Genomic DNA, 14,919 nt, shown 5'->3' on the forward strand with positions numbered 1-14,919 from the left:
AGAGGAAACTGCGCATCGATTCATTCGATCCTTGCCGGCTAAAAGATCAGAGAGGACTTCTCGGTCGCTGACATATGGTACACGACCACATGCCGCGAAAGAGGCATCTGTCGAAATCGAACTTGTCAGGCCTCCGTGCGATCCGCAATGGCGCAAAAACAAACCTGCGTGATCACATCTAGCGAAAGCCGACCCCGTCCACCGTTAGAAAAATTCATCCAGCAGGCGATAGTAAGCCATTTTTTCGGCCTTCGGTTCGAAATTTCCATAGGCCTTCAAAAACTCGGAAACCAATCTTTCTCCGAAATTGCGCTCGATGCTGCCGCAGGCAAGCGCGATATCCTGATGGCGGTCGGCAATACCGAGACGGCAGCAATCGATATAGCCGCTGAATTTATCGCCATCGACGATGAAATTCGGAAGGCAGGCATCGCCATGCGTGACGACGAAATCCTCCGTTGACGGTCTTCTGGCCTGAAGCTCACGGAAAAGATCCTCTGCCGACCTTCCCAGTCGGGTCTCATCGAAGTCATCCTCATCGACGTGGCCGGCAAGCAGGCGCGCCCTTGCCGCGCCAATTCTGTTCTCCAGCCGATTGTCGAAGGGACAGGCGGCGATGTCGACAGCGTGCAATCGCCTCAAAGCATCCGCCAAGAGCTGCACGCGCTCGAGTGGCTGCAACCGTTCCGCGCTGACGAGATCGTTTCCCGAGAGCGCGCTCATCAAAAGCCATTCGCGTTCGCCGTCCTTCTCGTGGGCAATGACGTCCGGGCAGGTAAGGCCCTGCGAGGCCAGCCATCGCAGTCTGGCGACCTCGCCGGTCAGCTCACCCAAAGGATCGGCCAGCTCAGTCTTGAGATAGACCGGCGCTCGCCCATCGGCCTCAAGCCGGAAGACATGGGCCGAGGAACGCCCAAGCACATCCTGCCGCCACTCGTACCCAGCCAGCAGACCGCGCAGTCGAGCTGGGATGGATGCTTCCATGAATTGCGGCTCGCCTGCCATGTTCACCCCCTTGATGCCCATATCGTCAATAAAAAACCCGGCTCGCTTTCACGAACCGGGCCTGATTTCATAAGCTGCCGATGCAACTTAACTGTCGAGGAAGCTTCTGAGCTTGCGCGAGCGGCTCGGATGCTTGAGCTTGCGCAGCGCCTTGGCCTCGATCTGGCGGATACGTTCGCGCGTCACCGAGAACTGCTGGCCGACTTCTTCGAGCGTGTGGTCGGTGTTCATGCCGATACCGAAGCGCATGCGCAGCACACGCTCTTCGCGCGGCGTCAGCGATGCCAGAACGCGGGTCGTCGTTTCGCGCAGGTTCGCCTGGATGGCGGCGTCGATCGGCAGAAGCGCGTTCTTGTCCTCGATGAAATCGCCGAGATGCGAATCCTCTTCGTCACCAACCGGGGTTTCGAGCGAGATCGGCTCCTTGGCGATCTTCAGCACCTTGCGCACCTTTTCGAGCGGCATGGCGAGCTTCTCGGCCAGTTCTTCCGGCGTCGGCTCGCGGCCGATTTCGTGCAGCATCTGGCGCGACGTGCGGACGATCTTGTTGATCGTTTCGATCATGTGCACCGGAATACGGATGGTGCGCGCCTGGTCGGCGATGGAGCGGGTGATCGCCTGACGAATCCACCAGGTGGCATAGGTCGAGAACTTGTAGCCGCGGCGATATTCGAACTTATCGACCGCCTTCATCAGGCCGATATTGCCTTCCTGAATGAGATCGAGGAACTGCAGGCCACGGTTGGTGTACTTCTTGGCGATGGAGATGACGAGGCGCAGGTTGGCTTCGACCATTTCCTTCTTGGCAATGCGTGCTTCGCGCTCGCCCTTCTGCACCATGTGAACGATGCGGCGGAATTCCGAGATCGAAATGCCGGTTTCGGTCGCAAGGTTCTGGATCTCCTGACGGATATCCCGAATGGTGGTGTTTTCGGCCTTGGCGAATTCCTTCCAGCCGCGCGCGGCCAGATTGCCGATCGACTTCATCCAGTTCGGATCGAGCTCGGCGCCCTGATACTGCTCCAGGAAGCTGTCACGCTTGACGCCATAGGATTCAGCGAGGCGCAGCAGGCGACCTTCGTTCTGAACGAGGCGCTTGTTGATGTCGTAGAGCTGCTCGACCAGAGCGTCGATACGGTTCTGGTTCAGCGACAGAGACTTGACCGACTTGACCAGCTCATCCTTGAGCTCCTTATAGCGGCGCTCCTGCGCCGAAGACAGCGTACCGGAAGCCGACAGGCGTTGCTCGACCTGCTGGTCCTGCAGCTTGCGCAGCTTCTTGTAGGTTTCGGCGATAATGTCGAGCGTCGTCATCACCTGCGGGCGAAGCTCGGCTTCCATCGCGGCGAGAGAGAGGTTGGATTCGTCCTCGTCCTCTTCTTCTTCCTCGATTGGCAGGCCTTCGCCGCCGACATTGGTGATGTCGTCGTCACCGGAAGGAGAGCGGCCGCGGCGTGCCTTTTCCTTCTCTTCGGCTGCCTTGCGGTCAGCCTCGATCTTCTCGGGGCTCTGGAACTGCGGTGCAGCCTTGGCCTCGGGACCGGAATAGGTGGTTTCAAGATCGATGATTTCGCGCAGCAGCGTCGTGCCTTCGTTGAGTTCGTCGCGCCAGATAATCAGCGCCTGGAACGTCAACGGGCTCTCACAGAGGCCGCCGATCATGGTTTCGCGGCCGGCCTCGATGCGCTTGGCAATCGCGATTTCGCCTTCGCGCGACAGGAGCTCGACGGAACCCATTTCGCGCAGATACATGCGCACCGGGTCGTCCGTACGGTCGGTCGGCTCTTTCTTCTTCGCGGTCGCAAGCGCGGAACCGGTGGAGGGGGCCAGTTCGCCGCCTTCACTTTCATCGTCGCCGCCGGCATCGTCGTCGTCGCTTGCTGTGGCGCCAGCCTCTTCGACATCCTCATCTTCGATGACGTTGATGCCCATGTCCGACAGCATAGACATCGTGTCTTCGATCTGTTCGGACGTCACCTCTTCGGACGGCAGCACGGCATTGAGCTCGTCCATCGTCACGTAGCCGCGCTTCTTCGCGGCCTTGATCATTTTCTTGACCGCGTCATCGGAAAGATCGAGAAGCGGGCCGTCCGAGGTGCCGTCGCGTTCGACTTCAGCTTCTTCGTTCTCTTTGACCTTGGTTGCCATCTCTATATCGTCGCTTTCCCTGACGCTGCAAACTTACACGCGGTGAAACATTCACTCTGACTGGCGCGCCCTGCACCAGCCGCGACTCACCGACGAACACCTAACGGAATGACCTTTAATGCCCGATTAACCACGATCACCGCCACCGGAGTGCAAAGCTGGATTGCGTTTGGATTTCCGGCCATGATATTAGGTGATCCGCTTGCTCCAGTTTACCGTTCTTTCCGAAGTTAAACGGTGATTCCTAGAATTTTTGTTCTCGTCAAGCTTTTCCAGCAAAAAAAGCCGTTTAATGCGCGAAAAACCCTTATCCACAGGCTTGGCGCACCGTAATCAATTGCTTCCCGTATTTAGGAAGTCCCCGCACGATGACAAGAGCATACTGAACAAAGCCTCACATTTCCGGCATCGGCAGGTATTGCCGATGCCGGAAATGCGTTCAAATGGCATCAATTCCAGTCCATTACGACCTTGCCGGAATTGCCTGAACGCATGGCTTCGAAGCCATCGCGAAAATCATCGATGGCTATACGATGGGTGATGACCGGCGATACATCGAGACCGCCCTGCACGAAGGCGATCATCTTGTACCAGGTCTCGAACATCTCGCGACCATAGATGCCCTTCAGATTCAGCATTTTGAAGATGACCTTGTTCCAGTCGATCTCGAAGCCGGCCGGTGCGATGCCCAGAATGGCGATTTTGCCGCCATTGTTCATCTTGTCGATCATGTCTCGGAAGGCGGGAGCGGCGCCCGACATTTCCAGCCCGACGTCGAAGCCTTCGGTCATGCCGATGGATTTCATCACATCGGCAAGATTCTCCTTGGAAGCGTCGACGACGTGATCGATGCCGACCTTGCGGGCGAGCGCCAGCCGGGTGGGATTGATGTCGGTGATGACGACCTTGCGCGCGCCGCAACGTTTGGCGACCATCGCCCCCATAATGCCGATCGGTCCGGCGCCGGTGACGAGCACATCCTCGCCGACCAGATCGAAGGAGAGCGCGGTGTGAACCGCATTACCGAACGGATCGAAGATCGCGGCGATTTCATCAGGGATATCGTCGGGAATCGGCACGACATTGGATTCGGGAATGCAGACGAATTCGCCGAAAGAGCCAGGACGATTGACGCCGACGCCGAGCGTATTGCGGCAGAGATGGCCCCGGCCCGCGCGGCAGTTGCGACACTTGCCGCAGACGATGTGCCCCTCGCCGGAAACGCGCTCGCCGACGTGATACTTCGTCACCGCCGAGCCGATTTCGGCGATCTCGCCGCAAAATTCGTGGCCGACGACCATCGGCACGGGAATGGTCTTCTGCGCCCATTGATCCCAGTTCCAAATATGGACATCCGTGCCGCAGATCGCCGATTTCTTGACCCGAATGAGAACATCGTTCGGCCCGACCTCGGGAACCGGAACATGCTCCATCCACAGCCCGACTTCCGGCTTGGCTTTGACCAACGCTTTCATCATGTTCGACATGATCGGCTCTCTCCAACCAATTCAAATGATTCCGAGTTCTTTACCCGCTTCCGCGAAGGCCGTGATCGCTCTTTCGACATCCGCCTTCGAGTGAGCAGCCGACATCTGCGTACGGATGCGCGCCTGGCCCTTGGGCACGACGGGGAAGGAAAAGCCGATGACGTAGACGCCCTTCTTCAGCATCAGCGCCGCCATGTCCTGCGCGAGCTTCGCATCGCCGAGCATGACGGGGATGATCGCGTGATCGGCGCCGGCGAGCGTGAAGCCGAGTTTCGTCATCTCGCTGCGGAAGAGTTCGGCATTGCCCCGGAGCCGCGCACGCAATTCGGTGCCATTCTCGATCAGATCGAAGACCTTCAGCGAGGCTGCGGCGATAACGGGGGCCAAGGTGTTGGAGAACAGATAGGGGCGCGAGCGCTGCCGCAACCACTCGACGATCTCGCCTCTGGCGGAAGTATAACCGCCGGAAGCGCCGCCAAGCGCCTTGCCGAGCGTACCAGTGATGATGTCGATGCGGCCTTCGACGCCGCAATATTCGGCCGACCCGCGGCCATGCGCGCCGACAAAGCCGACCGCGTGGCTGTCATCGACCATGACCATCGCACCATATTTCTCTGCCAGGTCGCAGACGCCGCCGAGATTGGCGATGATGCCGTCCATGGAGAATACGCCATCGGTCGCAATCAGCTTGAAGCGGCTCCCTTCAGCCTTCTTCAGCTCCTCCTCCAGCGCTGCCATGTCGTTGTTGGCGTAACGGAAACGCTTGGCCTTGGAGAGCCGGACGCCATCGATGATCGAGGCGTGATTGAGCGCATCCGAGATGATGGCATCTTCCTCAGACAATAGCGTCTCGAACAGCCCACCATTGGCATCGAAGCAGGAGGAATAGAGGATCGTCGCCTCCATGCCGAGGAAAGCCGAAATTCGTGCTTCGAGCTGCTTGTGCTCTTCCTGCGTGCCGCAAATGAAGCGAACCGAGGCCATGCCGTATCCGTAGCGGTCGAGCGCCCTCTTCGCAGCATCGGCAAGCTCCTCATTGTCCGCCAGGCCGAGATAGTTGTTGGCGCAGAAGTTGAGGACGCGCGCACCGCCAAGGACAGCGATTTCACCGGCTTGCTTTGACGTGATAACGCGCTCGGCCTTGAAGAGCCCGGCTTCTTTCAAGCCGGCAAGTTCGCGGCGCAGATGTGAAAGGAATTCTGAGGTCATTGTCGCATTCCAATGCTGGTCACAGTGCCTAACTAACCAAGAAATAACATAGGATTGGGCCTCTTGCTGCATCCAGCAGCGGCAAAAATGCGCAACGCCGTGGCGTCCGCGCGATAGAGTGCAGGTTCGATATTATCTGTCGAAATGAGCTAGACAGGCGCAACTTCTCAGCCCGGCCCAACCGATCGCCATTGCAAAAATTACTTGACTGAGTCCACTATTATGCGGCAGATCGGTTGTCGTTACATGATAAGGCGAATCCAATGCGCTTGTTTCACAGATTTTCCCTCGCGGGACGGCTTGCCCTCGTCACCGGCGGCGGACGCGGCCTTGGCTTTGAAATGGCGAAGGCACTTGCCGACGCCGGAGCGCATGTCATCGTCAATGGACGCACGGCTGCCACATTAGACAAGGCCGTGGAAGCGATTCAAGCGACTGGCGGTTCCGCCGAAGCCGCTGCTTTCGACATTGCCGATCGCGAAGCACAGCGCGCAGCGATAAGTGCCATCGAGAAAAATCACGGCCGGCTCGACATATTGATCAATAATGTCGGCGCCCGCGATAGACGCTCCCTGGCCGACTTCGACGACGAGGCGATCCTCGCTTTGCTCAACACGGATCTCGCCGCCTCTATCATGCTCTCGCGCGATGCCGCCCGCCTGATGAAGCGAAACAATCATGGGCGGCTGATTTCGGTCACCTCGATCAGCGGACAGGTCGTCATGCCCGGAGACTGTGTCTATCCCGCAGCCAAGCAAGGGCTGACCGGCCTCATGCGCGGCATGGCTGTGGAATTCGGCCCGCATGGCATCACCAGCAATGCCATCGCCCCAGGCTGGTTCGCAACGGAAACCAACGCTGCAATGGCGGCGAACAAAGAGTTGATCCCTTTCGTGCGCCAACGCATCCCCGTCCAGCGCTGGGGACGGCCGGACGAGATCGCGGGTGCTGCGCTGTTCCTCGCCAGCGATGCCGCCTCCTTCGTCAACGGCCATGTCCTGACCGTCGATGGCGGGATGACCGTGCGCATGTAGCTGGCAGACCGTCTAGCCGGCACGCTCTGTCGTCAACGACCTATGAAATCCGCGATGACGGCGAGGAACGCATCCCCGTAGCGCTCCAGCTTCGACTGCCCGACACCGGAAATCCCGAGAAGCGCCTTGTGGTTCTTCGGTCGCTCCGTCGCAAAGGCGATCAGGGTCGTATCGGGAAAGACGACATAGGGCGGCACGCCCAATTCCTTGGCGATCCGGGTACGCTCGGCACGCAGCGCATCGAACAGGGCTTGCGCCTCGCCGGCAAGGCCATGCGCCGGCTTCTCCGACCGTCCCGCCTTCTTGCCCCGACGGCCGGTCTCGGGCCGATCCTTGCGGAAGAAAACCTGCCGCTCGCGCTTGAAGACCGCCCTTGCCTCCTCCTCAAGCTTCATGGCGCCGAAAGCCGTATGGTCGACACTCAGAAAGCCGCTCGCCAATAATTGCCGGAATATCGATTGCCAGGTGCGGGCGGGAATATCCTTTCCCGCGCCGAAAACGGGCATATCGACATGGCCGAACCGCTCCGTCTTTTCATTGACCGTGCCCATCAGCACGTCGATGACATGGCCGGTACCAAAGCGTTCGCCAGTGCGATAAACAGCGGCGAGCGCCTTGATCGCCGCCTCCGTGCCGTCCCAGGTCTCCACCGGCTTGAGGCAGGTATCGCAATTGCCGCAACCGCCGCCATGGGCCTCGCCGAAATGCGCGAGGATGGACTGTCGCCGGCATCCTGCCGTTTCGCAAATGGCGAGAAGCGCATTGAGCTTCGCCCGCTCGACACGCTTGATCTCCTCGGATGCGGCGCCCTCATCGATCATTCGCCGCCGCTGGATGACATCGGCCATGCCATACGCCATCCAGACATTCGAGGGCAGGCCATCGCGCCCAGCGCGGCCCGTCTCCTGATAATAGGCTTCGATCGAACCCGGCAGATCGAGATGGGCGACATAACGCACATTCGGCTTGTCGATGCCCATGCCGAAGGCGACCGTCGCCACCAGACAAAGATCTTCTTCCTTCAGGAACGCATCCTGATTGGCGTCGCGAAGCGATCGGTCCATGCCGGCATGGTAGGGAAGCGCGCGGATCCCCTGCCCGTTCAGCCATTCGGCCGTGTCCTCGACCTTGGCGCGCGAGAGGCAATAGACGATACCACTGTCGCCGCGATGGCCATCGAGAAAGCGCAGCAATTGCTGGCGCGGCTGATCGCGCTCGACAATCTCGTAGGCGATGTTCGGGCGATCGAAGCTGGTGGTGAAGACCTCGGCCTCATCGAGGGCCAGCCGCTCTATGATATCGTCGCGGGTATGCGGATCGGCCGTTGCCGTCAGCGCGATACGGGGCACGCCGGGAAAGAGTTCGGCAAGCCTGCCGAGATCACGATATTCCGGCCTGAAGTCATGCCCCCATTGCGAGACGCAATGCGCCTCGTCGATCGCGAAAAGCGCGATCCTGGCTTTGCCAAGCATCTGGCAGAAGCCCTCCGTCGCGATGCGTTCCGGCGTCACGTAAAGCAGATCGAGCTTGCCTGCGGAAATCGCGCGATAGACTTCGCTCGCCTCCTCGCGCGACAGGGAGGAATTCAAGGCAGCAGCGCGAATGCCGAGCTGCTTCATCGCCTCCACCTGATCCCGCATCAGGGCGATCAAAGGCGAAACGACGATGCCGACACCATCGCGGCAAAGTGCCGGAATCTGAAAGCAGAGCGATTTGCCGGCTCCAGTCGGAAACAGCACGACCGCATCGCCGCCGGAAACGACATGCTCGACGACCTGCTGCTGCTTGCCGCGAAAGGCGGGATAACCGTACACGCGTTTCAGGACGTCGAGCGGCGCGGGCGCATCGATGCGGTCACCGAACAACACGTCGTCTGCGGAAAATCGTGGCTCTTGTCTTTCAGGCTGTGACATCTATTCCCTATTTGCCAGCGGCACCTTTGACACGGCCGGAAAGCACGCCGAAGCCATCGATGATCGCCTCCTGATTTTCCAGCCTTGTCGCTTCGAGCTGAACTTCCTGCAAGGCGCGCATCAACTGCTCGATAAGCTCGCCATCGCCATCTTCCGTCGCCTCGGCAATCGCGCCCTGCAATTCGATCTTGTGCCAGCGGAGCGCCTTGGAGCGCTTGTGAAGCGCGAGCGCCTGACGGTAGCCTTCGCGCGCGTCTTCCATGGCAGCCTCCTCGGTCGCCGTCCACAGCCGGGCATTGCGGACCTGCTGGTCAAGGCCCTTCAGCAAGGCGCCGAAGCCTTGCTCCTCCAACTGTTCGATCAATCGCTCGCGGACGAATTGCGGCCCGACCATGGCCGCGGCAATCCCGAGAACCGCCGACCACAGGCGCTGCAATTCGCGGCTCTCGTAATCGATCGCGGCAATCTCGTCATACTCATCCTGCAACAGCGGCGGGTGATTGACGATGGTCAAGGCCAGCACGCTTTCGCGAAGACTCGGAATATCCTGATGTCCCTTGATCATGGCCGAGCGCTGTAAACGATCGGATGCCGTCGTCGGCATTGGGGGAGCGCCGCGCGCTTGCCCGCCGCGACCGCCGAAAGAGCGGCCGTTGCCATCGCGCGAGAAGCCGCGCCCCTGCTGGCCACCGTTTCGTTGGAACTGCGGCTGAAAAAGCCCGCCCAGCCGCTCGCGCATATTCTGTTGATAGTGACGGCGGACATCCTCATCCGTGATCACTGACACGATGCGCCGCAGCCGCGCTTCCAGCTCCGCCCGCGCCTCGGGCGTCTCGAACGTACCGCTGCCGGCCTCCCTCGCCCATATCAGATCGGCCAGCGGCTTTGCCTGCGCCAGCACCTTGTCGAAGGGCGCGCGCCCGTCATGCCGGACGAGATCGTCGGGATCCTTGCCGTCGGGCAGCAGCGCAAACCGCACGGTGCGGTTCGGCTTGATATGCGGCAGCGCCAGATCGGCTGCACGATTGGCGGCGCGAATGCCGGCACCGTCACCGTCAAAGCAGAGGACGGGTTCCGGCGTCATCTTCCAGAGAAGATCGAGCTGGCTTTCCGTCAAGGCTGTGCCCAGTGGCGCAACCGCATTCTCGACGCCGGCCTGGTACAACGCGATGACATCCATATAGCCTTCGACGGCAATGATGGTGCCGGCGCCATCGGCACCCTGGGCAGCACGACGTGCGCGCGTGAAATTATAAAGTACATTGCCCTTGTGAAAGAGCTCGGTCTCGTTGGAGTTCAGGTATTTTGCCGGCGCATCGGCCGACATGGCGCGGCCGCCGAAGGCAATGACCTTTTCTCTGGAAGAGAGAATCGGAAACATGATGCGGTCGCGAAACCGGTCGTAGGAGACCGGCACGTTCTCATGCACGACGAGGCCGCAGGCCTCCATCTGCTCCTTCAATACGCCCTTGCCGGCAAGATGCTCTTTCAGCGCGTTGCGGCTATCGGGCGAGTATCCGAGGCGGAAGGTCTCGATCGTGCGGCCGCTGAGGCCGCGATCGCGCAGATAGGCGCGCGCCCTCGCGCCGTTTGCCGTCTGCAACTGATCCTGAAAGAACTGCGTCGCCATCTCCATGACGTCGAGCAGCGATGTGCGTTCCTTTTCGCGCTTCGCCTCCATCGGATCGGCAACCGGCATGGGAACGCCTGCCATATCGGCAATCTGCTGCACCGCCTCCGGAAAGCTCAAACCTTCCAGCTCGGTGAGAAACCGGAAATGGTCGCCCGTTACGCCACAGCCGAAGCAATGATAACGTCCCTTGCGATCCTCGCAGTGGAAGCTCGGCGATTTCTCGCCATGAAAAGGGCAGCATGCCCAATAATCCCCGCGCGGCACATTGGTCTTGCGCCGATCCCACGCCACGCGACGACCGATCACGTCCGAAATCAAGACGCGGTCGCGAATCTCGTCGAGAAACGTATTGGAAAATCGCATGGCTACCTCTGGCTTGTCCCATATAAACAGGAATGAAGGGCATTGCCACGCCGCCTGGATATCCACACACGGTATTCACAGGCCTTTACCGGTGATTGCCTTGCCGCCCTCGCGATCACAACTCCGTGAACTGCCGTCCGGTTTTGCCCTGTCTTCCACCGCCCCGAATGCCGCATTTGACCTGTGGAAGGCAAGGCAAATGCTTTTCCCGCAGGAAAAAATGACCTCCCCGGGATTAACTGAGTAACTGATTGGTGTAAGAAAATCCGCGAAAAAGCAATGACTTGCACAGCCTGAAGTCGATAGCCGTAAATAAAATCCATGCCATGGACAATCAATGGATGCAAAGAAGCCGCACATAGGCGACACTCTTCGGCGGCACATTTGCGGCATTGTTCGTAAGCCAAACATTATTTTTTTGTAATTTGATTGTTGATGTGCGGCGCAATAGCGTTCTTCTCACGGGGCGAGACAAGCCGGCGAAGAAACTGCTTCGCGACGCGACATGCCGAGACGCCCCGACGAACGGGAAGCCATCAGGTACGGGCTTTCAGTTTAGGAGAGGGAAATGCGCATTCTAATCGTACCCCTGGCAGCCGCAGCCATCTTCGCCACAGCTAATTACAGCGCGGCCACGATGACCAGCGGCGCTCACGAGAAGAATGTGCTCTACGCCGGTGCGGGATATCAGTTACCGGCGGATATGAATGTCCCTGCTCTTACAGCAGGCATAAAGATTCAAATGTCCCGACTGCCGTCGCAGGCATTGGCCCTGCCCCAGGAAGTCAGGATCCTCAGATAAGTTCACCAGATACTCAGGTGGGGCACCATCCCTACCCCCGGCGCCGCCCCACCTGAGTGCCTTTGCAAAAGACGTTTGATTTTTGGGCCCCACCCTGCGTCATCAAACGTCTGCAAAGCGCAAGAAGGCAGGAGCTCCCCCAGCTCCTGCCTTCTCTAATTTCGGGCCTTCTCTAATTTCAGGCCCTCTCCAATCTACCAAGCAAGAGCAATGAACATACGCATGTGGTACATTTTGGTACCGCAAGCGTGAGTATCTTGACGCAACCGTCTCGATGGATATCTTTTATTACCTACGCATATGCGATCTTAATGATTATTTACTCAGACATTTTGGAATTTTGCTCAGTTCAACGGAGACGGCTGCATGTCTTTATCCGCAAAGGAACTTGCTCAAGACTCTGATTTTTTCGCGGAAATCATCAGCTATACTAGAGAAATTATATCAACTTACGATGAGAATCAGCGCGCATGCTCTGTTTTTGCTTCGCAGCAGCGCTGGCTGATGGCGCTCGCCGGCTTTGGCCTCTATTGCGGCGGCATCGACGGCGAGCCGCCGGGCCTCCATGCCAACCGCTTCGCCCACTATATCGTCGAGCACGAGATCGCCAGCCACAATACGGCGCTCAGTTTCATTCAGGAGATGGTGGCGCTCGGCTTTCTGCGTCATCTGCCCATCGCGGCCGATCGGCGGGCGCGACCGATGCAGCCCACGGAAGAAGCCGCAAGGCAGCTTGCGAAGTGGATCAGCATTCATCTTTCCGTACTGGACCGATTGGATGGCGGCAGGCGCAACGCCCTGCTTATCAAGCAACCGGAACTCGTCGGCCTGCTGCAGCCCCCGATCTCCGCCGGCATCATCGAAAGTGACGACCTGCGCCACCCGGGAGAGACGTTCGATCTGTTCACCTGGGCAAATTCAGGCGGCATCATCATGGACTATCTGATCTCCCGCGTCGGGACGATCAATCCGACCACGCAGAAAGCGATCATCGGACGGGTTGCCTTTACGGACCTCTGCTGCCGCTTCCTCATTTCCAGAACCAACGCAAAACGGCTCATGAACAAGGCCGTAAAGATGCAAAGCATCGGATGGACGGGACCTTCGGGACGGAGCCAACTCTGGCTGTCCCACTGCTTCATCCAGGAGTATTGCAATTACCAGGCGGGGAAATTCGCCATCATAGACGCCGCCTGGCAAAACACCCTCGGCCTGCGGCGGACCGGCATGCCGAGGGTGAAACAGAATTTTACTTCAGCAGTTCCTTCAGGATAGCCGAGGCCTTCGCAAAATCCATCTGACCGGCATAGCGTTCGCGCAGGGCGGCCACGCACTTGCCCATGTCCTTCAGGCCCTGCGCGCCGAGTTCCGCAACGATCGCGACGCAGATCTCGCGCACCTTTTCTTCGGAAAGCTGCTCGGGCATGAAACCCTGGATGACGGCGATTTCCCCGCCCTCCTTATCGGCCAGCTCCGGACGGCCGCCCTCGATATAGATCTTTACCGATTCCTCGCGCTGCTTGATCATCTTGGCGAGCAACTGCAGGATTTCGTCCTCGCTCGCCTGCTCCTTGCCGAGACCGCGATTGGCAATGTCCTTGTCCTTGATGGCCGCAAGGATGAGACGAACGGTCGAAAGCCTCGCCGTATCCCTTGCCTTCATGGCGTCCTTCTGGGCGTTGGAAAGGGTTTCGCGGATCATGTCTTTAACTCCTTGAGCAGGCCGGCGGGATCTTCCCGGCCACTTATGTCATGTCGTTGTCTCTTAGACCAACAGTGTCGATCAATGCAATTGCGCCCGAGAGCCCGAATTCCTTGATGAGAAAGCAAAAGCGCGCATTGACCGGCTCGCCTTGTTTAGCTATGTCCATCACCTGCACATTAGATCGATAGGAAGATCTCAAGCCGTGACGCGCGTCGCCGGCTGTACCTTGCTACAAACATGGCGGAACCGCCGGTCTCTTCAAGGCCGCGCCCGACGCCGGAAACGGGATGACTATGACCGCCACAGCCCCATGGACCACTGAAAAGCCGACCGCTCTCCTCGTTCTTGCCGATGGCACCGTGATCGAAGGCAAGGGCATCGGCGCGACCGGCAAGGTCCAGGCCGAAGTCTGCTTCAACACGGCGCTGACGGGTTACGAAGAGATCCTGACCGACCCCTCCTATCTCGGCCAGATCGTCACCTTCACCTTCCCGCATATCGGCAATGTCGGCACGAACGACGAAGATATCGAAGATCTGACACCCGCTGCCCGCCACGGTGCCGTCGGCGTCATCTTCAAGGCTGATATCACCGATCCCTCGAACTATCGCGCCGCCAAGCACCTCGACCAATGGCTGAAAGCGCGCGGCATCATCGGTCTCTGCGGTATCGATACGCGCGCGCTGACCGCCTGGATCCGCGAAAACGGCATGCCGAATGGCGTCATCGCCCATGATCCCAACGGCGTCTTCGACATCGAGCAGCTGAAGGCGGATGCTAAGGCCTGGAGTGGTCTTGAAGGTCTCGACCTAGCCAAGGTCGCCTCTTCCGGCCAGTCGTCGCAGTGGTCGCAAACACCTTGGGTCTGGAACGAAGGCTATGGCGAACTCGCCGCCGCCAACGCAAAATATCACGTCGTCTGCCTCGACTATGGCGTCAAGCGCAATATCCTGCGCCTGTTTGCCGGCCTCGATTGCAAGGTCACCGTCCTGCCGGCGACGGCCTCGACGGATGACGTCCTCGGTCTCAAGCCGGACGGCATCTTCCTCTCCAACGGCCCGGGTGATCCGGCGGCAACGGGTGAATATGCCGTTCCGGTCATCAAGGATCTGCTGAAGGCGGATATCCCGCTTTTCGGCATCTGCCTCGGCCACCAGATGCTTGGCCTCGCGCTCGGCGCCAAGACCGCGAAGATGCATCAAGGCCATCACGGCGCCAACCATCCGGTCAAGGACCACACGACGGGCAAGGTCGAGATCGTCTCCATGAACCATGGCTTCGCGGTCGACTCGAAGTCGCTGCCGGAAGGCATTGAGGAGACTCACGTTTCGCTCTTCGATGGCAGCAATTGCGGCCTGCGCGTCGCGGGCAAGCCGGTCTTCTCCGTGCAGCATCACCCGGAAGCCTCTCCCGGTCCGCAGGACAGCCATTACCTTTTCCGCCGCTTCGTCAATCTGGTGCGCGAAAAGAAGGGCGAACCCGCTTTGGCGGAACGCGCCTGATAGCGTCGACCACCTAATCACAAAGAGAAAAGCCCCGGATTGATAATCAATCCGGGGCTTTTCTCTTTGTGCGTCAAGTTGGGAGGTCTTTTCGTCACATCGCCTTCGGCTTCCTGAA

The 14,919-nt window shown here is 59.2% G+C and carries 11 protein-coding genes; 4 read left to right on the plus strand and 7 right to left on the minus strand.

Features of this window, described 5'->3' with window-relative positions:
• Positions 1-204 precede the first annotated feature (204 nt).
• The 4 genes from HGP16_RS23650 to HGP16_RS23665 form a co-directional block, all read right to left on the minus strand.
• Positions 205-1,005 carry an APH(3')-II family aminoglycoside O-phosphotransferase gene (locus HGP16_RS23650; RefSeq protein ID WP_168842434.1) on the minus strand — a complete coding sequence of 267 codons (801 nt, stop codon included), beginning with the start codon at positions 1,003-1,005 and terminating at the stop codon, positions 205-207.
• Positions 1,006-1,092: 87 nt separating this feature from the next.
• Positions 1,093-3,153 (minus strand): RNA polymerase sigma factor RpoD, encoded by a 2,061-nt coding sequence (rpoD, locus tag HGP16_RS23655; RefSeq protein WP_168842435.1) that lies wholly within the window; start codon positions 3,151-3,153, stop codon positions 1,093-1,095.
• A 449-nt stretch (positions 3,154-3,602) separates the two neighbouring features.
• Positions 3,603-4,640: an L-threonine 3-dehydrogenase gene (tdh, locus tag HGP16_RS23660; protein ID WP_168842436.1), complete on the minus strand. Its 1,038-nt coding sequence runs from the start codon at positions 4,638-4,640 to the stop codon at positions 3,603-3,605.
• Between the two features lie 21 nt (positions 4,641-4,661).
• Positions 4,662-5,849: a glycine C-acetyltransferase gene (locus HGP16_RS23665; RefSeq protein WP_168842437.1), complete on the minus strand. Its 1,188-nt coding sequence runs from the start codon at positions 5,847-5,849 to the stop codon at positions 4,662-4,664.
• Between the two features lie 263 nt (positions 5,850-6,112).
• Here HGP16_RS23665 and HGP16_RS23670 point away from each other — a divergent pair, with 263 nt between their 5' ends.
• Positions 6,113-6,883 (plus strand): SDR family oxidoreductase, encoded by a 771-nt coding sequence (locus tag HGP16_RS23670; RefSeq protein WP_168842438.1) that lies wholly within the window; start codon positions 6,113-6,115, stop codon positions 6,881-6,883.
• Positions 6,884-6,915: 32 nt separating this feature from the next.
• On the opposite strand, the gene recQ is transcribed toward HGP16_RS23670, so the two are convergent.
• Both recQ and dnaG read right to left on the minus strand, forming a co-directional pair.
• Positions 6,916-8,796: a DNA helicase RecQ gene (gene recQ, locus HGP16_RS23675; RefSeq protein ID WP_168842439.1), complete on the minus strand. Its 1,881-nt coding sequence runs from the start codon at positions 8,794-8,796 to the stop codon at positions 6,916-6,918.
• Positions 8,797-8,803: 7 nt separating this feature from the next.
• The gene (dnaG, locus tag HGP16_RS23680; protein ID WP_168842440.1) at positions 8,804-10,792 is read right to left on the minus strand and encodes a DNA primase; all 1,989 of its coding nucleotides are present in this window, start codon (positions 10,790-10,792) and stop codon (positions 8,804-8,806) included.
• 568 nt (positions 10,793-11,360) lie between these two features.
• Here dnaG and HGP16_RS23685 point away from each other — a divergent pair.
• The gene (locus HGP16_RS23685; RefSeq protein ID WP_168842441.1) at positions 11,361-11,594 is read left to right on the plus strand and encodes a hypothetical protein; all 234 of its coding nucleotides are present in this window, start codon (positions 11,361-11,363) and stop codon (positions 11,592-11,594) included.
• A 504-nt stretch (positions 11,595-12,098) separates the two neighbouring features.
• Complete coding sequence (locus HGP16_RS23690) at positions 12,099-12,869, plus strand: hypothetical protein (RefSeq protein ID WP_246703526.1); 771 nt, start codon at positions 12,099-12,101, stop codon at positions 12,867-12,869.
• Here HGP16_RS23690 and HGP16_RS23695 read toward each other — a convergent pair.
• Complete coding sequence (locus HGP16_RS23695; protein WP_168842443.1) at positions 12,844-13,296, minus strand: GatB/YqeY domain-containing protein; 453 nt, start codon at positions 13,294-13,296, stop codon at positions 12,844-12,846. The two genes, HGP16_RS23690 and HGP16_RS23695, sit on opposite strands and share 26 nt — an antisense overlap.
• Positions 13,297-13,592: 296 nt before the next feature.
• Between HGP16_RS23695 and carA the strand changes: the two genes are divergently transcribed.
• On the plus strand, positions 13,593-14,801 hold the full coding sequence (gene carA, locus HGP16_RS23700; RefSeq protein WP_168842519.1) for a glutamine-hydrolyzing carbamoyl-phosphate synthase small subunit: 1,209 nt from the start codon (positions 13,593-13,595) through the stop codon (positions 14,799-14,801).
• Positions 14,802-14,919: the final 118 nt, after the last annotated feature.

Source organism: Rhizobium sp. P40RR-XXII (assembly GCF_012641405.1).
Taxonomy (GTDB): domain Bacteria; phylum Pseudomonadota; class Alphaproteobacteria; order Rhizobiales; family Rhizobiaceae; genus Rhizobium.